Here is a 19,428-nt window from a genome sequence, read left to right as displayed (position 1 = left end):
CAGTTACCTGCAACCGGTAACCTGTTAACTTTCAAACTTGCGAACTTTCAACCTTTTGCGCTCTTTGCGGTGAAATATTCGTTCTTCATTCGTCGCCACAACCTGTAAACCTGCAAACGTGCAAACCTGCAACCGACAAAGGAGAAGCCCATGTGCCTTGGAATTCCCGGCCAGGTTGTCGAGATGGTCGACGACGCCAACCAGATCGCGCGCGTCGAAGTGTCGGGCGTGCGGCGCAATGTGAGCGTGGCGCTGGTGCGCTCCGAGGGCATCGCGCCGGGCGATTGGGTGCTGATCCATGTTGGCTTTGCGATGAGCAAGATCGACGAGCGCGAGGCGCAACTCACGCTCGACCTGCTGCGCGAGATGGGCGAGGCCTACACCGAAGAGCTTCAGATGTTGCACGAAAGCCAGATCGAGTAGCGGCGAAGCTTGTCGTCGCCCAATGAGCGCAACGGGCGTATCGCACATGCCCGCAGCAGCGAAGGGCGTATCGCATACGTCCGTGTGTAGGCAAGCCAACGGCGTATCGCATACGCCTGTCGCACACGCCTGTGGTGAACAGACTATGACTATCGAAACCGAATCATTAGAAAGCGTCGTCGCGGCGCGTTTTGCGCGCAGCATCGCCGTGCCCGAGCCGTTTTTTGCCGCCGAGGCCGGGCGCATTGCCGAGGCGTGCTGGGACATGGCGCGGCGCTTCCACGCGGGCGGGCGCTTGCTGGCCTTTGGCAACGGCGCGTGCGCCACCGACGCGCAGCATGTCGCGGTGGAGTTTGTGCACCCCGTGATTGTGGGCAAGCGCGCCCTGCCGGCCCTCGCGCTCACCAACGACAGCGCGGCCATCAGCGGCAAGGCCGACTTCGCGCGGCAGGTGGCGCTGCTGGGCCGGCCCGCCGATATTGCGCTCGGCTTCTCGCCCGACGGCAACTGCGCCAACGTGCTCCACGCGCTCGAAACTGCGCAGTCGCGCGGATTGCTGACGCTCGGCATGGCTGGCGGCGACGGTGGCGCGTTTGCGCGCGCCGGGCTGAATTTCTGCTTTGCGGTGCCGTCGGATGATGCGATTGCAGTGCAGGAAACCCACGAAACACTGTATCACGTGCTGTGGGAGCTGGTGCACGTTTTTTTCGAGCACGAGGGCTTGCTGCGCGAATGAATTGATTGCAGCGCGCTTGCGCAGGATGACAAGGAGACAAGGGACAAGAAACAAGGAGATAGGGAGACAAGGAGATGGATACACAAGCAACTTGCAATTCGTGTCTCGTGTCTCGCGCCCTTCGATACGGCCTTCGGCCACTCAGGACGCTATTCGCGTCTCGCATCTCGTGTCTCGTGTCTCGCGCCCTTCGATACGGCCTTCGGCCACTCAGGACGCTATTCGCGTCTCGCATCTCGTGTCTCGTGTCTCGCGCCCTTCGATACGGCCTTCGGCCACTCAGGACGCTATTACGTTTCCGTGTTTTGTGTTTCGTGTCTTGCCGTCATTCGTCGTCCGCAACCTGCAACCTGCAACCAACCACCCGCAGCTTCACGCTCTTTGCGCTCTTTGCGGTGAACATCGGTCGTCATTCGTCGTCCGCAACCTGCAACCTGCAACCTATACACCCGTAACTCTGCGCCCTCTGTGTCTCTGTGGTAAAACATTCAGCCGTCGGGGCGTATGCGATACGCCAGTAACAAGGGAAACCAGCATGGCAGAATCATTCGCGCAGTGCGGCGTCAACGGCCACTGCATCACCTGTTCCGACGAGGCCACACCCGCGCGTGTACTGCGGCTCGATGCAGCGAGTGGCCTGGCGCTGGTGGCGGTCGGCGATGCCTCGGAAGAAATCGACATCAGCCTGGTCGATGCGCTCGTGCCCGGCGATGTGGTGCTGGTGCACGGCGGCGTGGCCATCGCGAAAGTCGAGCCATGAGCGAAGGCAGCGACTACGACCGGCTGTTCTACCCGTTTCTGTTTGCGGGCGGCACCGCCGATGCCGACGAGGTGCTTGCGCAGGTGCGCCACTCGACGCTGGAAAAGTGCCGCGAGGTGATTGCCCTGCGCCGCGCAACGCTGGCGCGTGAGGGCGCAAACATTGCGGCGGCGGGCGCAGCCATGGCGGCGGCCTTTGCGCGCGGCGCAACGCTGTTCGCCTTTGGCAACGGCGGCAGCACCACCGACGCGCAAGACCTCGTGGCCGACCTGCTCGACCCGCCGTTTGCGGGCGCTGCGCCGCTGCCCGCGCTTGCGCTCACCAACGACATCGCGGTGATTACGGCCGTCGGCAATGACGTGGGCTTTGAGAATGTGTTTGCGCGCCAGGTGATTGCGTTTGGCCGGCCCGGCGACATTGCCGTGGGCATCTCGACCAGCGGCAACTCGCTGAATGTGCTCGCCGCGCTGGAGCAGGCCAAGAAGCAGGGCTTGCTCACCATCAGCCTGACCGGCTACGACGGCGGCAAGGCGGCGCGCTCGCCCGCCATCGACTACTCACTCGTTGTCGTCAGCGACCACGTCCCGCGCATTCAGGAAGCGCAGGCGACTGTGTATCACGCGCTGCTGGAGGTCGTATTTACCTGCCTCGCCCGGAAGTGATCGAAGTTCAGCGGCACAGGGCGCGAGACACGAGAACCTCATAGCGTCCTGAGTAGCGGTGGAACCGCGTATCGAAGGGCGCGATCGGCGTCCGTTCGTACATTTCAGAAGGAGAAAAGATGAAATACGTCGACGAATATCGCGACCCGGCGCTGGCCCAGAGCATTGCCGCCGACATTGCACGCATCACCGAGGGGCGCACGCTCAAGCTCATGGAAGTGTGCGGCGGCCACACCCACACGATCTACAAGCATGGTATCGAAGACGTGCTGCCGCGCAACATCGACCTTGTGCACGGCCCGGGTTGCCCGGTGTGCGTGCTGCCAATGGGCCGCATCGACGACGCGATTGCGATTGCCCGCTCGCCCGGCGTGATCTTCACCACCTTTGGCGACATGATGCGCGTGCCCGGCTCGAATGGCAGCCTGCTGGATGCCAAGGCCGAAGGCGCGGATGTACGTTTCGTTTATTCGCCGCTCGACGCGCTGAAGCTGGCGCGCCAGAACCCCGACAAGCAGGTCGTGTTCTTCGCCATCGGCTTTGAAACCACCGCGCCCTCAACTGCCGTCACACTGCTGCGCGCCCAGGCCGAAAACATTGCGAACTTCTCGGTCTTCTGCAACCACGTCACGATCATTCCCGCCATCAAAGCCATCCTCGACTCGCCCGACCTGCGGCTGGATGGCTTTATTGGCCCGGGCCACGTCAGCATGGTCATCGGCATGCGCCCCTACACCTTTATCGCGCGCGACCACCGCAAGCCGGTGGTAATCGCGGGCTTCGAGCCGCTCGACATCATTCAATCGGTGCGCATGATCGTTCAGCAGCTCGATGAAGGCCGCGCCGAGATCGAAAACCAGTACGGGCGCGTGGTTCGGCCCGAAGGCAATGTCAAAGCGCTTGAGGCGATGGCGCGCACGATGGAATTGCGGCCGTTCTTCGAGTGGCGCGGGCTGGGTTTCATCTCGCACAGCGCGCTGAAGCTGCGGCCCGAGTTCGCGCCGTGGGATGCCGAGTTGCGCTTCCAGGTGCCGGGCATTCGCGTGGCCGACCCGAAGGCATGCCAGTGCGGCGAAGTGCTGAAAGGCGTGATCAAGCCGTGGGAGTGCAAGGTGTTTGGCACGGCCTGCACGCCCGAAACGCCAATCGGTACCTGCATGGTCTCGTCGGAAGGGGCGTGCGCGGCCTATTTCAACTACGGGCGCTTCTCGCTGGCCGCCGAGCGCAACAAGCTGCCGGTGATCGCGTTGAATGGCTGAAATCGTACAAGGGCGTATGCGATACGCCCCGCGTCCTGTCGCGCAAGGACGTATCGCATACGTCCCGATACGGAGTAACGATATGACCAACGCAACCCGCCTGTCCGACGTGCCCGAAGTGCTCGACAAGATCGAACGCGTGCGCCAGCATCGCCGGCATAAGTTCTACCTGCGCGACGAGCGCATCACACTGAGCCACGGCAGCGGCGGCAAGGCCACCCACAATCTCATCGAAGGCGTGTTCGCGCCGGCCTTCGCCAACCCCATGCTCGACCGCATGGACGACGCGGCCAGCTTCACCATTCCCGGCAGCACCGCGCGCCTGGCCTTCACCACCGACACCTATGTCGTCAGCCCGCTCTTTTTTCCGGGCGGGAACATCGGCCACCTCGCCGTGCACGGCACGCTGAACGACCTGGCCATGGCTGGCGCGCAGCCGCTCTACCTTTCGGCGGGCTTTGTGCTCGAAGAAGGCTTCCCGGTGGCCGACCTGCGCCGCATCGTCGACGCCATGGCCGAGGCGGCCGCCAGCGCGGGCGTGGCGATTGTGACTGGCGACACCAAGGTGGTGCAGCGCGGCAAGGCCGACGGCGTGTTTATCAACACGGCGGGCGTGGGCGTGGTACAGGCCGATTGGACGATCGGGCAGGGGGCGGTGCGGCCGGGCGACAAGGTGCTGCTGAACGGCCCGGTTGGCGACCACGGCATTGCGATCATGCTGGCCCGCGACGAGCTTGATATTGAAACCAGTGTGGTGAGCGACAGCGCGCCGCTGCACGGGATGGTGAGCAGCCTGCTCGCCGCGTGCGGCCCGGCGGTGCACTGCCTGAAAGACCCGACCCGCGGCGGGGTGGCGACTTCGCTGAACGAGATTGCGATCGCTTCGGAAGTGTCGATTGCGCTGGACGAGCACGCCATCCCGGTGCGCGCCGACGTGCGCGGCGCCTGCGAGATCCTCGGGCTCGACCCACTGACGATTGCGAATGAGGGCAAAATGCTCGCGATTGTTGCGCCCGAGCGCGCCGATGCCGCGCTGGCAGCCATGCGCGCGCACCCGCTTGGCCGCGACGCCGCGATCATTGGCGAGGTGCGCGCCGAGCCGGCGGCGATGGTCTTCCTGCGCACCGACATTGGCGGCACGCGCGTGCTCGACATGCTGGTGGGCGACCCGCTGCCGCGCATCTGCTAACCGCCGACGACCGACGACCGACGAAGGACCAAGATCTACCGCAAAGAGCGCGAAAAGCGCAAAGGAGGAAAGACGAAGGACGCAAGACCAAAATTTACCGCGAAGCGTGCAAATGACGAAGGAGGAATAGCGCGTCCTGGCCCAAGGGGTACCCCGCGGCGTTAGCCGCGTATCGAAGGGCGCAAAGGGTTGAATGTTTGCAGGTTACAGGTTGCAGGTTTGCAGTTCAGCAGTTTGGCAGTTCGTTGCTCGCTGCCACCTGCCTACTGCCGAGTGCCACCTGCCACCTGCCACCTGCCGACTGCCACCTGCCACCTGCCACCTGCCACCTGCCTACTGCGCGCCACTGTTCGCCCGCTCGCGCACAAACATAATCAGGTCGAGATCGCCCGGCGACTGGCCGAAGGCGGTGAGCAGCGCGGCCACTTCGCTGCGGTGCTGCGTGCCGTGGTTGGCAACGTGGAGCATCATCGGGCCGAGCGGATTCGCCATGGCCACGCCGCTCAGGTTGTGGTAGGGAATAACCTCGCTCAGATCGTCTTCATGGAGGCCGGCGAGAAACGCGCGCATCTCTGGCTCGGACTCGTGCCAGAGCGCCTGGAGCGCGGCGAAGGTGGGCACCTCGGCGGGCTGAAGCATGCCAATAGGCGCATCGCGTCGCCAGCGGCGCAGCCACACGCGCTCGGCGCCAAGCGTGTGCGTGAGAATGCTGTGCACGCTGCCCAGCCCGCCCAGGGGCGTGGCGGCAAAGTCGTGATCGTTTAGGCGCGCAGCCGCCACAAGCACCCGCGCGTGCGCCCAATACGTGTAGTCGTACATTGTGCGGATCAGGTCGAGTTGCACCGTGCGCTCCTTTTCTTCCAAAAGAGTGCGGAATTTCACCACGAAGGCACGAAGACACGAAGAAGCGAACGAGCAGCGTCATTCGCGTGCCAGAGAACGCAGGCGCATCCTGAGTAGCGCGAAGCGCGTATCGAAGGGTGCGCTTCCCACATATCATTTCCTCAGATTCTGCATAATCTGTGTAATCTGCGTAATCTGTGGATGAATTTTCACCTACTCCAGCGAGCGCGGCGCGACAATGATGCCATCGGCGTCGGCGTAGAGGTAGTGGCCGGGCGTGAAGGTGATTCCTGCAAAGGCCACCGGCACGTCGCGCTGGCCTTCGCCGCGCTTCTCGCTGCGCAGCGGGTTGGTTGCCAGGGCGCGCACGCCCAGCGGCAGCTGCGCCAGCTCGGCCGAGTCGCGCACGCAGCCGTGCACCACAATGCCGGCCCAGCCATTCTTCACGCCAATTTCACCGAGCATATCGCCCACCAGCGCGCAGCGCAGCGATCCTCCCCCATCCACTACCAGCACGCGGCCCGCGCCCGCTTCCTCCAGCGCGGCGCGCACCAGCACATTGTCTTCGTACACATGCACGGTGCTGATCGGCCCGCCAAACGCGGGCGTGCCGCCAAAATCGCGGAACAGCGGCGCGGCGATTTGCAGCTCGTCGGCGTGCGCGTCGCACAGATCGGTCGTTTTGAGATCCATAGCAACTCCTTCAGTATTCAGAAGACAGAAGTCAGCAGTCAGGAGCGTTAGCGAACGCAAGCACGCTGCGTCATTAGGGTTTCAGAAAGCCAAGAATATTCTGGCTCCCGACTCCTGCTACACCATTCTCACCCGCGTGGTGATGAAATCGAGCATCAGGCGCGCGGCCAGCAGCGCAGTTGTGCGTGCGGGCGTGTCGTACACCGGGTTTAGCTCGGCGATGTCGAGCGCGGCCAGGCGCGGCGCAACCGTCCGCACAAAATCGATCACGTCTTGTGCGCGCAGGCCGCCGGGTTCGGGCCAGCCAGTGCCGGGCGCTTCGCCGGGATTGATCACATCGAGGTCGATGGTCAGGTAGATCGCGTCGGTGCCATCGCCGGCGAGCGCGAGCGCCTGCTTGGCGGCGGCCTGCGCGCCAAGCGTTGCAAACTGCGTGGCCGTGATGCGCTGCACGCCAAGCTGCCGCCCGATCTCGTACTGCTCGACGGTGGCGTAGCCGCGCAGGCCCACCTGCACAAGATTTGCGGGCGCGAGTCGCTCCAGTTCGACCGAGCGGCGCATGCCGCTGCTGCCCGAAAAATGCCCCTGCCGATCCGAAAAATCCATCAGGTCGCAGTGCGCGTCGAGCTGGATCATGCCGAGCTTGCCGCTGATTGAATCGTGCAGCGCCTTGACCGGCGGGTAAGTGATGCCGTGGTCGCCGCCCGCCACCAGCGGCGTGTAGCCCGCTTCCAGCGCGGCCCGCACCGCCGCATAGGTCTGCTCGACCGTCAGCGCAGTGTCGTGATAGCTCAGCGCAACGTCGCCAAAGTCGGCAACTTCGACGGCGGCGAGATCGATCACGCCCGCGTCAATGTCGGCCAGGCGACCGTTTTGCAGCCGCCAGCTAAACACGCCGCGCAAAGCCTCGCGCAGCGCCTGTGGCCCGAAGCGCCCGCCCGGGTTGCCCAGGCTGGTCGCGGCGTCGTGCGGCACGCCAATGAACGCGAAACGATGCTCGGGCGCGCGCGCGGGTTTGAGCAGATAGTCCATTGTTCACCATTATTCGGTTGGCAAGTTACAGGTTGCAGGTTGCAAGCCGGGGCGTATCGCATACGCCTGCAGGTTGCAGGTTGCAAGCCGGGGCGTATCGCATACGCCTGCAGGTTGCAGGTTGCAAGCCGGGGCGTATCGCATACGCCTGCAGGTTGCAGGTTGCAAGCCGGGGCGTATCGAAGGGCGCAAGCGATAAGCGGCCAAGAGCGAAAGGATGTTCACCGCAATCAACGCGAAGGCGACGAACAACCGGTCCTCGGTTCAGCGGTTCCGTAGTTCTGTGGTTCTCGGTTCTCGGTTCCGTAGTTTGGTGCCAACCGCTTCCTGCCGACTGCCACCTGTGCCCACACGCACTGTGCTATCATACGGCAGAATGGCGAATGACGATTCCGCACGCGGGAGCGCTGCTATGAACCTGCGACGCTGGCTTGGCTTGCTGATTGGCGCGGTGCTGCTTGCATCGTGCGCCCAGCAGAAAGACACTGCAATGCTGAACTCACAGCTTATCGCCGCCGCCGACCGCGGCGATGCCGACGCGCTGCGCCGGCTGCTGGCCGATGGTGCCGAGATCAATGCCCGCGATGAGCGCGGGCGCACTGCGGTGCTGGCTGCTACCTACGGCCGCCACGTCATCGCCGCGCAAACGCTCATCCAGGCCGGTGCCGACATTAATATTCGCGACGAGCGGCTCGACAACCCGTTCCTCTATGCTGGTGCCGAAGGGCTGATCGACATCCTGCGCCTGACCATCGACGCCGGGGCCGACCCAACGCTGACCAATCGTTTTGGTGGCACCGCGCTCATTCCCGCCTGCGAGCGCGGCCATGTCGATGTAGTTGAGCTGCTGCTCACGCGCACCCGTGTGAATGTCAACCACATCAACAATTTGGGATGGACTGCCCTGCTGGAAGCGATTGTGCTCAGCGACGGCGGCCCGGCCCACCAGCAGATTGTGCGCCTGCTGATTGCCCACGGCGCGGATGTGAACATTGCCGACAAGCAGAACGTCACACCGCTGCAGCACGCCCGCTCGCGCGGCTACACCGCGATTGCCGAGCTACTTGAACAGGCTGGCGGGCGCTAGCTCATCGTCGCACTACCAGTTCGAGAATTTGCCACCAAGACACCAAGACGCGAAGCTTTTTTATCCTTCGTTTCTTCGAGTGCTTGTGGCAAAAAATCGCTGCCGCAATTCTCCCTTCCCCGCCGCTTGTTTCCTACTGCGGCCCAAACTCGGCGGCGCGCAGCGCAACCTTGATCGCCTGCTCGACGGCCACGCCCTTCTGCTCGAACACCACGCGCTCGCTGGCGGTGCGCTGCGCGATCACCCCGCACACGCATGCGGCTGCAAAGCCATACACGCCGCCCATCTTGAACAGCGTGCCCGACTCCATCTCGTAGTTCAGCACATTCAGGTGGCGGTACTCTTCGGTGATGCCGCGCAGCCAGCGCAGCAGGTGCGGGTTAGCCGACTCGCTGCGCTCCTGGCCCTCGTAGAAGGTATCGACCGAGGCGGTGATGCCCAGGTGGTAATCGACGCCCAGCTGCTGCGCGGCTTCGGCCAGCGCCACGGTGAGAAAGGGATCGGCGGCGGCGGGATACTCCAGCGGCGCGATGTCGTTGGCCGCGCCCTGGCGGCACAGCGCCGCCCGCGAAATCACCACACTGCCGGGCAGCACATGCTCCTGAATCGAGCCGCAGGTGCCAATGCGAATGATCTGGCGCACGCCAGCCTGCACAAGCTCATTCACCACAATGCTCATCGAGGGCGCGCCCATGCCGCTGGTGCAGGAAAGAATCGCGCGGCCATTCGGCAGTGTGCCGAGGTAGCTGTTCAGGCCGCGATGCTCGGAAAGCATTTTTACATCGCTGAAATAGCTCTCGGCAATCAGCTTGGCGCGGTCGGGGTCGCCCGAAAGCAGCGCAATTGTTGGCGCGCGGTCGCCCAGGTCGTCGCGCCCGAAGCCAATATGATAGAACGTGGTCGCCATTCGTCACCTCCACATCGAGTTTCTTGGAACGGCGGCTATTGTACTACCAACGAGCGCAGCGCGTCGCAACAGGTGCGGCGCGCTGCGTGTACTTCTTCTACGGCGAGAGCTATTGCCATCCATACGCTGGCAAGAAACGCGTTGTAAAACGAAAATGTAACTGCCAACTGCCAACTGCTATAAGCGGCTTTAGAGGTCGGCCACGGCGGGAATGATCTCGCGGCCAAAAATCTCAAGCGGCGTGATGTCCTGCACATTCGGCATGTTGAAGATCAGGTGCTGGATGCCGAGCTTCGCCAGCGAGCGGCACTGCTCTATCACGCTCGCGGCAGTGTCGCCGCCGGGCGCGAGATTCACGGTGTTAAGTGCGGTGCGCTCGATATCCTCGTAGGGCCGGCCCACGGCTTCGCAGTGGCCTTTCAGAATGTCGAGCTTTTGCTGGATGACATCGGGGCCCATGCGCGCAAACAGGTTGCAGGCGTCAGCGTATTGCGCCACCAGGCGCAGCGTTTTCTGCTCGCCGCCGCCGCCAATCATAATCGGCGGGTGCGGGCGCGCCACCGACTGCGGGCTGTTCAGCGGGTCGCCAAGCTGGTAGTGCGTGCCCGCAAACGGTGTGCGGTCGCCGGCCCACATTTGGTGGGCGATCTTGAGCATTTCTTCAAGCTGCTCGAAGCGTGTTTTCAGTGGCGGGAAAGGCACGCCCAGGCCGCGCGCTTCCTGCTCATTCCAGGCCGCGCCAACCCCGAAGTAGGCCCGCCCGCCCGAAAGCACATCGAGCGTGGTGGCGGTTTTCACCAGAATGCCGGGGTAGCGGTAGATCACGCCAGTGACCAGCGTGCCCAGTTTGGCGCGTTTGGTCACGCCCGCCAGAAAGCTCAGCGCGCTGTAGCCTTCCAGCATTGGTTCCTCGGGCTGGCCGATCACGCCGATCTGGAAGAAGTGATCCATCACCCACAGGCTGTAGAAGCCAGCCTCGTCGGCGGTGCGCCCGATCTCAGCGAAGCGCTGCCCGATTTCTGCCGCGCCGCCGGGCCAGGTGAAGTTGGGGATCTGCAAACCAATACGCATAGCTTCTCCTCTAACGCGCGCCGCGCCGGCACGCATTTGCGTAAAACAAAGCCGGCGACAAAGTCACCGGCAAGACGAGCCATCTGCAATCGTGGCGCATCACGCGCCGCCCAAGCTAATCGACAAAGCGATTGGGATCGAGCCACTGCTCAATGATCGTGAGCACCAGCAGCCCAACCACACCCGTGAGGATTGTATAAATGACCAGGCCAAGTGTATTCAGCGGCTGGCCGGCGGCAGTGTCGCTATACCAGCGCCAGGCAGCCATGCCGGCGACAGCAACAGCCCAGATGGCCCACAGCACCACGCGCAGGCTCACGTCGGCGCGCACCACTGATGAATGATTCGAACGTTTGGCCCGATACAGCTCCGCTTGCTTCGTACTCATGATTGGGCTCCTTTCGTATCACATCATTGTGACGGGGGAAATGCGCTTTAGACAACGTTGACGTAAACGTTAAGGTGTGTGCAAAAAAATTTAGCCTGAGCGTTTGCGCTCAAGAAATTCCTGGAACTTCTGGATATTCGACTGCAACTCGGCGCGGAATCGCTGAAGCGTGGCGATCTTTTCGTCCGTCTCGGCGAGCTGGCGCTGCAAGATTTCGATCACGAGCTGCTTGCCGCGGATGCCGGTTGGGTCATCACAGTACAACGGCAGCACTTCGCCGATTTCTTCCAGCGACAAGCCCAACTGCTTGAGGGCATCGATCTTCTTGAGCCGGGTTAGCTCAATGTCGGTATAGTAGCGGAACCCATGCCCTTCGCGCTCGTTTGGGCCAAGCAGGCCCAGCCCTTCGTAGTAGCGAATCGTTCGTGGAGTTACGCCCGCTTGTTCGGCGAACTCGCCGATACGCATTTTGTCTTTCATTGATTGCACTACCTTGACGTTCACGTCAAAGTTAGTATAGTCTCCCGATCCGGCTTTGTCAAGTACCCTGATGAATCAATTTTCGAGAATGCTCCTGACCATTTACTCCCTTGCCCACCTGTTTTTCCTCGTCCCAATCGGCTAAAGCGCCAAAGATGCGACGCGTGTTGCACATACTGGACATCCGTACAGTTGACCAGACCGTAGCATGTGCATATCATTCGCCTACGAATGATTTGGGGTCGTAGCACTATGATGGATGATCTTCGCTGGGGCGCGCTTGAGCTGCGCATTTTGCTTTCGATCATTACACGCATCAGCAGCCGCGCGCTGGAACAAAGCCTGCATGCGCAGGGCCTGCCAATCAGCGCGCTGCAACATTCGATTCTGCGCCTGCTCAATCGGCACCCGTTTACGATTGCCGAACTGAGCCGCAAGCTGGGGCTGACGCCTGCCACGCTGGTGCCGGCCGTCGACGCGCTGGAGCGCCGCAGACTGGCCACCCGCAGCCACGATCCGCGCGACCGCCGCCGCACGCCACTGGTGCTGACGGAAGAAGGTACTGTGTTGCTGGCGCGCTTGCCGCCCGTCGCCGACGACGACGTGCTGCTGAACGGGCTGGCGAGCATGCCAGCCGAGCGGCGCAGCGCGCTGCTGGAACTCGTGCGCGAGCTGGTGCGCACTCTCCCCGATGGAAGCTTTGCTGCCGATGATGTTGCAGCAATGATTCGCAGCGCCGCTGCACAGGCCGGCAACGCCGCCGCACCGCAACCGGAACACGAACAGAAAGCAGGAGAACCATGACCTACGGGGAAACTCAGCCGCAGCCCGGCGGCCGGCTTGAGTATAAGTGGAAGGTGCTGATCTCGGTTATTTTCGGCATCTTCATGATCATTCTCGATACCACCGTCGTGAATGTCGCGTTCCAGACGATTCGGCGCGAATACAACACCAGCCTGAACAACTCGCAGTGGGTGATCAGCATCTACACCCTGGCGCTGGGCATTGCCACGCCGCTCTCGGGCTTTCTGGCCGACCGCTTTGGTATCAAGCGCATGTATGTGGGCGGGCTGGCCGCCTTTGTGCTTGGCTCGCTCTTGTGCGGCCTCGCGCCAACTATTTCGTCGAGCATCTGGCTGCTGGTGGCGGCGCGCGCGGCGCAGGGCTTTGGCGGTGGTGTGGCCCAGCCGCTAGGCTCGGCGCTGCTGTTCAGCACCTTCCCACCCAAAGAACAGGGCACCGCGCTCGGTATTTTCGGCATTGCGCTGGTGGTCGCGCCCGCGCTTGGCCCGATCCTGGGTGGCCTGCTTGTCGATCAGGGTCTGTGGCGCTGGATCTTCTTTATCAACATCCCAATCGGCATTGTGGGCGTGTTTCTGGCCTCGCGTTTCCTGCGCGAGCGCAAGCCCGAAACCGTGCCAGCGCTTGACCCGCTTGGCCTGGTGACGGCGGTGGTGGGCTTTGGCGCGGTGCTCTATGCTGCCTCAATCGCGGCCGACCAGGGCTGGGGCGCGAGCAACGTGCTGCTGTGGTTCGCAGTCGGCGGGGTGTCGCTGCTGGCGTTTGGCATTGTCGAGCTGTTTGTGGCGAAAGAGCCGCTGCTCAACCTGCGCCTGTTTGGCAACCCAACCTTTCTGATCGCGAGCTTGATTGGCTATGTGACGGTGATTGGCCTGTTTGGCGCGGAATTCCTGATGCCGGTGTACTTGCAGGCGCTGCGTGGCCGAACCGCGCTGCAAACTGGCTTCACGCTGCTGCCGCTGGCGCTGACCTCGGGCATCATTACGCCGCTGGCGGGCCGGCTGTACGACCGCATTGGCCCGCGCGCGCTGATCGTCACCGGCTTTTCAATTCTGGCGATCAATACCTGGCAGCTCTCGCAAATCCAGGCCGATACGCCAATCAGCACCATTCTTGTGCTGCTGGCGCTGCGCGGCGCGGCGCTGGGCCTGACGGTTCAGACCACTTTTGCTACCGCGCTGTCGGCGGTGCCGCGCCGCTCGCTGGCGCGCGGTTCGTCGCTGATTAACGGCACGCGCTTTGTGGTGCAGGCAATTGGCGTCGCCGTGCTGGCGACAATTCTGGCCAGCGCGCTTTCGCCCGAGGTAAAGGCGCAAAGCCAGCAGGCGCAGGAGCAAAGCTCGGTGGAGGCACAGCTGCCGGCCTTTGGTGTCTGCGAAACGCCGGGCGTGCCCGCCGACCAGAATGTGCCGCCGGGCGTGCCACCCGCCGCCCGCGCTCAGGCGCTGCAGGGCGTGCAGCAGGCCTGCCGTGAGAATCTGGTGGGCTTCGAGCGCGCCTATACGCTGACCTTCTACGTGTCGCTGCTGGCGGTGGTGATTGGCCTGTTTATGCCGGGCTGGCCGCGCGCGTGGGCGGGTCGCACAGCCGCGGGCGATGCGCCAGCACCAAGCGCGCATTAGCGTTCGGTGAGTCCTGGCGGGCGGCGCGGTGCTGTGCCCTGCCAAAATCATCGTGCGGTGAATTGCGGATAGCGCATTCGGAAGCGGGCGAAGGGAGCAATCTTTTCGCCCGTTTCATTGTATTCAGCGTTCTGGCGCGCGTTTGTGATGAAGCTGCAAAGTTGCTATGGAACGGAACCTGCTACAATGCTGGTTAAGGATCTGTTATCAAGGAGACGTGTGGTGTCCGACACAACCGAGCAACGCCCAACGCGCCGCCATTCTCCCCTGCGCGATATGTTCTGGACTGGCGTCCAGGCGCTGACGCTCTTCATGGTTCTTTCCGCACTGATTGGTCGCTTCGAAATTCACCAGATCAGCATGGAGCCGACCTTCCATGAAGGCCAGCGCGTCGTCGTCAGCAAGCTCGATAGCATCTGGTCGAACCTGTTCGTAGGCACGGCGCACGCCGCCGAGGCACACCCGTCTTCGCCATTTGCTTTGCATCGCGGGCAGATTGTGGTGTTTTACCGCACGCCCGACCGCGCGGAAGACGCGCTGATCAAGCGGGTGATTGGCCTGCCGGGCGACACAATCGAGCTTCGCGGTGGGCAGGTCTATGTCAACGGCGAAGTGATTGACGAGCCGTATGTGCATGGCGTCGCCACCGATTGCAACGCGGTGTGCGGCCCGCTCACGCTCGATGCCGACAGCTATTTTATGATGGGCGACAACCGCGCAAACAGCATGGACTCGCGCGTGTTCGGGCCAATTCCGGCCGGGCAGGTCGTCGGGCATGTGGTGATGCGCTACTGGCCGTTTAACCAGATTGAGCTGTTTCCCTAGCGCTGCATTCAGAAATGCTGCGCGAACGCACGAGTTTGGAGGTGGCCTTGCCGCCTCCAGACTTTTTATTTGGCAATTGCGCAAAATTGCTGGAAAATAACTGTCGATTTTGCTAATGCCCGAACGACTATTTGGTGAAGCGGCGGAAATGGCCGCCCATGAGTGAACAGGAGCACAACCATGCGGAAGCTGATTATTTCAGAATTTATCTCATTGGACGGTGTGATTCAGGCGCCCGGCGGCGCGGAAGAAGATACCGACGGCGGCTTCGCGCAGGGTGGCTGGACGCACGCCTACTGGCACGACGATATTGGCGGGCTGTTTTTTGCCGCCTTCAGCGAAAGCGACGCGCTGCTGCTGGGCCGCAAGACCTGGCAGGGCCACGGCGCGGCGTTCGACCCGATGCCCGATGGCGACCCGTTTGGCGATCCAATGAAAGCCATCCGCAAGTACGTCGTTTCCAACACGCTTACTTCGACCGACACCTGGCGCAACTCGACGATCATTTCGGGCGATGTGGTGGCGCAGGTGCGCGCGCTCAAGGAGCAGCCGGGCAAGAACATTCTGCTCGACGGCAGCAGCGTGCTGGCGCACACTCTGATCGAGAACGACCTGGTCGACGAATATCACCTGCTGGTCTACCCGGTGTCGCTGGGCGGCGGCAAGAAGCTGTTCCCCGAGGGCAGGCGCGTGAACCTGCGCCTGGTGGAAACCAAGCCCCTGCCCACCGGCGTGACGCTGATGCGCTATGTGCCCGAGCGGGCGGCCGATGGCGGCGCGGAGTAGTCTCAAACCTTTCAGAAAACCACCAAGGCACCAAGACACAAAGAGCATACTGAAGCTCTTGGTGTCTTGGTGCCTTGGTGGTAAACGATCCCAGCAATCTTGTCCGCAATGAGCTTTTGCCCTTACTGATGCCCAACAATCGCGTGCGGCACGTATGGTGCTTCTAGGTGCGCAACTTCCTCGTCGCTCAGCTTCACGTCCAGTGCGCCAACGGCGTCCTCCAGGTGCGAAATCTTGGTGGCACCAACAATTGGCGCGGCCACCGGCTGCTTTTGCAGCAGCCAGGCCAGCGCAATATGAACGCGCGGAACGGCGTGCTTTTCCGCCAGCTCGGCAACCCGCTCGATAACGGGCCGATCGGCGTCGCCAGCCGCATCATACTTGCCCTTCTGAATCTGGTCGGTTTCCGCACGTAAGGTGCTGCCTGCGCCGGGGTCGCGCGTCAGCCGCCCCGATGCGAGCGGGCTGTAGGGGATCACGCCAATGCCCTCGGCGCGGCAGAGTGGCAGCATTTCGCGCTCTTCTTCGCGGTAGATCAGGTTCAGGTGATCCTGCATCGAGACGAAGCGCGCCCAGCCGTGCTTTTCGGCAGTGTAGAGCGCTTTTTGGAACTGCCACGCCCACATGGCCGACGCGCCAATGTAGCGCGCCTTGCCGGCACGCACCACATCGTTAAGCGCCTCCATGGTTTCTTCAATTGGCGTGTCGTAATCCCAGCGATGGATCTGGTAGAGGTCGACATAATCGGTTTCGAGCCGCTGCAAGCTGTGGTCGATCTCACTGAGAATCGCCTTGCGCGAGAGGCCGCCGCCGTTCGGGCCTTCGCGCATTTTGCCGTGGATTTTGGTGGCGATCACGACATCCTCGCGCTTCGCCATATCTTTCAGCGCGCGCCCAACGATTTCCTCGCTCATGCCAATCGAGTACACATTCGCAGTGTCGAAGAAGTTGATGCCCATCTCCAGCGCCTTTTTGATCACCGGGCGGCTGTTTTCCTCGTTCAGCACCCATTTGTGCGTCCAGCGTTCGGCGTCGCCAAAGCCCATACAGCCCAGGCAGATGCGCGAAACCTGCATACCCGTTGTGCCAAGTCGCGTGTACTCCATTGCGTTTTCTCCTTCTTATGCCAGCCGCGCCGCGCGCTCTTTCTGCTCGCGGTGCAGCACATACACGCCGCTTAAGAGCGCCAGCAGCGCGCCGGCCCATGTCGTCCACATCGGCACCTCGCGCCAGATGAAGAAGCCCCACAGCGCATTGATTGGCAGCGCAAGATATTCGAATGGCGCGACGACCGAGGCCAGCGCCACGCTGTAGGCGCGTGCCACGCAGTACATTCCGCCCGCCCAGATCAGGCCAAGCCCGAACATGATCAGAATGTCGAGCAGGGGCGGCATGCTCCACGCATGAAACAGAAACCGCACGCTCGGATGCGCGCCGGGCAGGTCGCCAATCGCAATCACCAGCGGCGCGAGAACCAGCGTCGCAACGAGATAGACCAGCGAGCTGTAGTACGACATGGTTGCGCTGCTGTCGCTGGCCTGCAATTTGCGCGTCAGGATGGCGGCGAGCGCGTAAAACAGCACCGAGATCAGGATGAAAATCGACCCCAGGTTGAAGTTCGCCACACCGGGCCGCACGATCAGCAGCACGCCCGCAAAGCCAACCAGCAGCGCCAGCCAGCGCCGCGGGCCGACTCGCTCGCCCAGCAGCACTACCGAGAGCGCGGTGATCATCAGCGGGCCAGAAAACTTGATGCCGGCGATTTCTGCCAGTGGCAGCGCGGCCAGCCCCATGAAGTAGGTGGTGTAGGAAAGAAAGTAGCACAGGCCGCGAATGTATTCGAGCCTATGCTTTTGCGTTTTCGGCAGGCCGCGCCCGCCTTCCATGCGGAACAGGAGCAGCGTGAGCGGCATGGCCGTCAGGCTGCGAAACGTGACGATTTCCAGCACCGGGTAATCGCCGCCGATCCATTTGACGGCGATATCCTGCAGGGAGAAAATCAGCATTCCCAGCACAAGAAACGCCACGCCCTGGGCGTTCGGACTGATCTTTTTTGTGTCGGTGACAGATGTTTGTACCATTCCATCCTTGCTCGTATTGCAACCGTTGTTGATTCACCACAGAGACACAGAGAGCACTGAGACGAGAAGAAATGATGATAGCTCAATGTCCTCTGTGCCTCTGTGGTGCACTTTTCGGCCAAGCCCCGTTGTAGTGCTACGCTGTGTACTGTTCGTCGGTGACCTTTTCCAGCCACTCGACCGTTGTGCCGTCGAGCGCTTCCTGAATGGCGATGTGCGTCATGGCGGTGGTGGGCGCAGCGCCGTGCCAGTGCTTTTCGCCGGGCGGGAACCAGACCACGTCGCCGGGGCGGATTTCCTCGATTGGGCCGCCTTCGCGCTGCACACGCCCGCAGCCAAATGTCACAATCAGCGTTTGCCCGAGCGGGTGGGTGTGCCAGGCTGTGCGCGCGCCCGGCTCGAAGGTGACATATGCGCCGCGCACGCGCGCCGGCGCGGGCGCTTCGACCAGTGGGTCGAGACGCACGGTGCCGGTGAAATAGTCTGCTGGCGGCGTTTGCGATGGCCGCGAGCCGTTACGTTTGATCTCCATCGTCTCTCTCCTTAACGCGAACATCCATTTAGGCCCAATGCCATTAAAATAACCACCAAGACACCAAGACACCAAGACACCAAGATTCTAAAAGATTTTGAAAACCTTCGTATCTTCGTGCCTTCGTGGTAAACGTTCCTGACGGCATTATTTGAATGGTGTTGTATTTAGGACGCAGAGATCACAGAGCAGAATACCTAACACTCGGTGTTCTCCGTGCTCTCTGTGGCTTATTTCGGCTCCCTAACCACTAGCGGTCGATCACGCGCTGCGATGCTTCGGAGTAGCGCGCGCCCTGCACCGTCAGGCCCGCCATTGCGCGCTCGATCTCCTGAAGATCCTCGGGCGTCAGTTCGACATTGGCCGCGCCGAGGTTTTCTTCCAGGCGGTGCAGCTTGGTGGTGCCAGGGATCGGCACGATCCACGGCCGCTGCGCCAGCACCCACGCCAGCGCGATCTGCGCCGGGGTCGCGCCTTTCTTCGCTGCAATCGCGCCAACCAGATCGACAACCGCCTGGTTCGCGGCGCGGTTTTCGGGCGAGAAGCGCGGCACGGTGTTGCGGAAGTCGTTGCTGGCGAACTCGGTGTTCGCGTCGATTTTGCCCGTCAGGAAGCCTTTGCCGAGCGGGCTGAACGGCACAAAGCCAATGCCAAGCTCTTCGAGCACCGGGAAGATTTCCGCTTCCGGTTCGCGCCACCATAGCGAGTATTCGCTTTGCAATGCAGCAAGCGGCTGCACGGCATGGGCGCGCCGAATGTTGCGCACGCCCGCTTCCGACAGGCCGAAGTGCCGCACTTTGCCCGCCGCGATCAGCTCTTTCACCGCACCCGCAACTTCCTCAATCGGCACATCCGGGTCGACGCGGTGCTGGTAGAGCAGATCGACATAATCAGTACGCAGGCGCTTCAGGATGCCCTCGACCGCGACTTTGATGTGGTCGGGGCGGCTGTTCAGGCCGGGCGACTGCTGGCCGGTCTGCGGGTCGATATTCCAGCCGAACTTGCTGGCGATGACAACTTTGTCGCGAACGGACGCGAGCGCCTCGCCTACCAGCTCTTCGTTCCTGAACGGGCCATACACCTCCGCCGTGTCGAAGAAAGTCACGCCGCGCTCGACGGCTGAGTGGATCAGCGCGATCATGTCCTGCTTGTCGGCAGCGGGGCCAAACCCAAAGCTCATGCCCATACAGCCAAGCCCGATGGCCGAAACGTCGGGGCCATGCGTGCCAAGTTTACGTGTTTGCATCTCGT

General features: G+C 62.3%; 22 protein-coding genes. 11 read left to right on the top strand and 11 right to left on the bottom strand.

The window, feature by feature from the left end:
- Window positions 1-150 precede the first annotated feature (150 nt).
- From M1P90_RS11960 to hypE, 6 genes are all read left to right on the top strand, one after another.
- The gene (locus M1P90_RS11960; protein WP_483702883.1) at window positions 151-423 is read left to right on the top strand and encodes a HypC/HybG/HupF family hydrogenase formation chaperone; all 273 of its coding nucleotides are present in this window, start codon (window positions 151-153) and stop codon (window positions 421-423) included.
- A gap of 145 nt (window positions 424-568) precedes the next feature.
- Window positions 569-1,159 carry a D-sedoheptulose-7-phosphate isomerase gene (locus M1P90_RS11955; protein ID WP_483702882.1) on the top strand — a complete coding sequence of 197 codons (591 nt, stop codon included), beginning with the start codon at window positions 569-571 and terminating at the stop codon, window positions 1,157-1,159.
- A 535-nt stretch (window positions 1,160-1,694) separates the two neighbouring features.
- The gene (locus tag M1P90_RS11950; protein WP_483702881.1) at window positions 1,695-1,919 is read left to right on the top strand and encodes a HypC/HybG/HupF family hydrogenase formation chaperone; all 225 of its coding nucleotides are present in this window, start codon (window positions 1,695-1,697) and stop codon (window positions 1,917-1,919) included.
- Window positions 1,916-2,581 (top strand): D-sedoheptulose-7-phosphate isomerase, encoded by a 666-nt coding sequence (locus M1P90_RS11945; RefSeq protein WP_483702880.1) that lies wholly within the window; start codon window positions 1,916-1,918, stop codon window positions 2,579-2,581. Before M1P90_RS11950 ends, M1P90_RS11945 begins: the two co-directional genes overlap by 4 nt.
- 119 nt (window positions 2,582-2,700) lie before the next feature.
- Window positions 2,701-3,840, top strand: coding sequence for a hydrogenase formation protein HypD (gene hypD / locus M1P90_RS11940; RefSeq protein WP_483702879.1), 1,140 nt, complete (start codon window positions 2,701-2,703; stop codon window positions 3,838-3,840).
- Window positions 3,841-3,922: 82 nt separating this feature from the next.
- Entirely contained in the window at window positions 3,923-5,029 is a 1,107-nt protein-coding gene (gene hypE, locus M1P90_RS11935; RefSeq protein WP_483702878.1) for a hydrogenase expression/formation protein HypE, read from the top strand.
- Between the two features lie 333 nt (window positions 5,030-5,362).
- Here the strand turns inward: hypE and M1P90_RS11930 are convergent, their stop codons facing one another.
- From M1P90_RS11930 to M1P90_RS11920, 3 genes are all read right to left on the bottom strand, one after another.
- Window positions 5,363-5,872, bottom strand: a complete 510-nt coding sequence (locus M1P90_RS11930; protein ID WP_483702877.1) for a DinB family protein — start codon at window positions 5,870-5,872, stop codon at window positions 5,363-5,365.
- A gap of 213 nt (window positions 5,873-6,085) precedes the next feature.
- Complete coding sequence (gene rraA, locus M1P90_RS11925; RefSeq protein ID WP_483702876.1) at window positions 6,086-6,565, bottom strand: ribonuclease E activity regulator RraA; 480 nt, start codon at window positions 6,563-6,565, stop codon at window positions 6,086-6,088.
- Window positions 6,566-6,682: 117 nt separating this feature from the next.
- Window positions 6,683-7,597, bottom strand: coding sequence for an arginase family protein (locus M1P90_RS11920; RefSeq protein WP_483702875.1), 915 nt, complete (start codon window positions 7,595-7,597; stop codon window positions 6,683-6,685).
- A 412-nt stretch (window positions 7,598-8,009) separates the two neighbouring features.
- On the opposite strand from M1P90_RS11920, the gene M1P90_RS11915 reads away from it, so the two are divergent.
- Complete coding sequence (locus M1P90_RS11915; protein WP_483702874.1) at window positions 8,010-8,684, top strand: ankyrin repeat domain-containing protein; 675 nt, start codon at window positions 8,010-8,012, stop codon at window positions 8,682-8,684.
- Between the two features lie 133 nt (window positions 8,685-8,817).
- Here the strand turns inward: M1P90_RS11915 and M1P90_RS11910 are convergent, their stop codons facing one another.
- The 4 genes from M1P90_RS11910 to M1P90_RS11895 all read right to left on the bottom strand — a co-directional run bounded on the left by M1P90_RS11910 (window position 8,818) and on the right by M1P90_RS11895 (window position 11,530).
- The gene (locus M1P90_RS11910) at window positions 8,818-9,591 is read right to left on the bottom strand and encodes a nucleoside phosphorylase (protein ID WP_483702873.1); all 774 of its coding nucleotides are present in this window, start codon (window positions 9,589-9,591) and stop codon (window positions 8,818-8,820) included.
- A gap of 189 nt (window positions 9,592-9,780) precedes the next feature.
- Window positions 9,781-10,662: an LLM class F420-dependent oxidoreductase gene (locus M1P90_RS11905; RefSeq protein ID WP_483702872.1), complete on the bottom strand. Its 882-nt coding sequence runs from the start codon at window positions 10,660-10,662 to the stop codon at window positions 9,781-9,783.
- 115 nt (window positions 10,663-10,777) lie between these two features.
- Entirely contained in the window at window positions 10,778-11,050 is a 273-nt protein-coding gene (locus M1P90_RS11900) for a hypothetical protein (RefSeq protein WP_483702871.1), read from the bottom strand.
- 90 nt (window positions 11,051-11,140) lie between these two features.
- Window positions 11,141-11,530: a MerR family transcriptional regulator gene (locus tag M1P90_RS11895; protein ID WP_483702870.1), complete on the bottom strand. Its 390-nt coding sequence runs from the start codon at window positions 11,528-11,530 to the stop codon at window positions 11,141-11,143.
- A 252-nt stretch (window positions 11,531-11,782) separates the two neighbouring features.
- Between M1P90_RS11895 and M1P90_RS11890 the strand changes: the two genes are divergently transcribed.
- The 4 genes from M1P90_RS11890 to M1P90_RS11875 all read left to right on the top strand — a co-directional run bounded on the left by M1P90_RS11890 (window position 11,783) and on the right by M1P90_RS11875 (window position 15,564).
- Window positions 11,783-12,334: a MarR family winged helix-turn-helix transcriptional regulator gene (locus tag M1P90_RS11890; RefSeq protein ID WP_483702869.1), complete on the top strand. Its 552-nt coding sequence runs from the start codon at window positions 11,783-11,785 to the stop codon at window positions 12,332-12,334.
- The gene (locus M1P90_RS11885; RefSeq protein ID WP_483702868.1) at window positions 12,331-13,953 is read left to right on the top strand and encodes a DHA2 family efflux MFS transporter permease subunit; all 1,623 of its coding nucleotides are present in this window, start codon (window positions 12,331-12,333) and stop codon (window positions 13,951-13,953) included. The genes M1P90_RS11890 and M1P90_RS11885 overlap by 4 nt, the downstream gene beginning before the upstream one ends.
- 222 nt (window positions 13,954-14,175) lie before the next feature.
- On the top strand, window positions 14,176-14,778 hold the full coding sequence (gene lepB / locus M1P90_RS11880) for a signal peptidase I (RefSeq protein ID WP_483702867.1): 603 nt from the start codon (window positions 14,176-14,178) through the stop codon (window positions 14,776-14,778).
- Window positions 14,779-14,958: 180 nt separating this feature from the next.
- A complete protein-coding gene (locus M1P90_RS11875; RefSeq protein WP_483702866.1) occupies window positions 14,959-15,564 on the top strand; it encodes a dihydrofolate reductase family protein in 606 nt (201 codons plus the stop codon).
- 122 nt (window positions 15,565-15,686) lie between these two features.
- On the opposite strand, the gene M1P90_RS11870 is transcribed toward M1P90_RS11875, so the two are convergent.
- From M1P90_RS11870 to M1P90_RS11855, 4 genes are all read right to left on the bottom strand, one after another.
- Window positions 15,687-16,670 (bottom strand): aldo/keto reductase, encoded by a 984-nt coding sequence (locus M1P90_RS11870; protein ID WP_483702865.1) that lies wholly within the window; start codon window positions 16,668-16,670, stop codon window positions 15,687-15,689.
- 15 nt (window positions 16,671-16,685) lie between these two features.
- A complete protein-coding gene (locus tag M1P90_RS11865; protein WP_483702864.1) occupies window positions 16,686-17,645 on the bottom strand; it encodes a DMT family transporter in 960 nt (319 codons plus the stop codon).
- A gap of 136 nt (window positions 17,646-17,781) precedes the next feature.
- On the bottom strand, window positions 17,782-18,177 hold the full coding sequence (locus tag M1P90_RS11860; RefSeq protein WP_483702863.1) for a (R)-mandelonitrile lyase: 396 nt from the start codon (window positions 18,175-18,177) through the stop codon (window positions 17,782-17,784).
- A gap of 250 nt (window positions 18,178-18,427) precedes the next feature.
- A complete protein-coding gene (locus tag M1P90_RS11855; RefSeq protein ID WP_483702862.1) occupies window positions 18,428-19,423 on the bottom strand; it encodes an aldo/keto reductase in 996 nt (331 codons plus the stop codon).
- Window positions 19,424-19,428: the final 5 nt, after the last annotated feature.

This window comes from Kouleothrix sp. 19917 (assembly GCF_057073505.1).
This window is presented reverse-complemented; position numbering and strand designations above follow the sequence as displayed.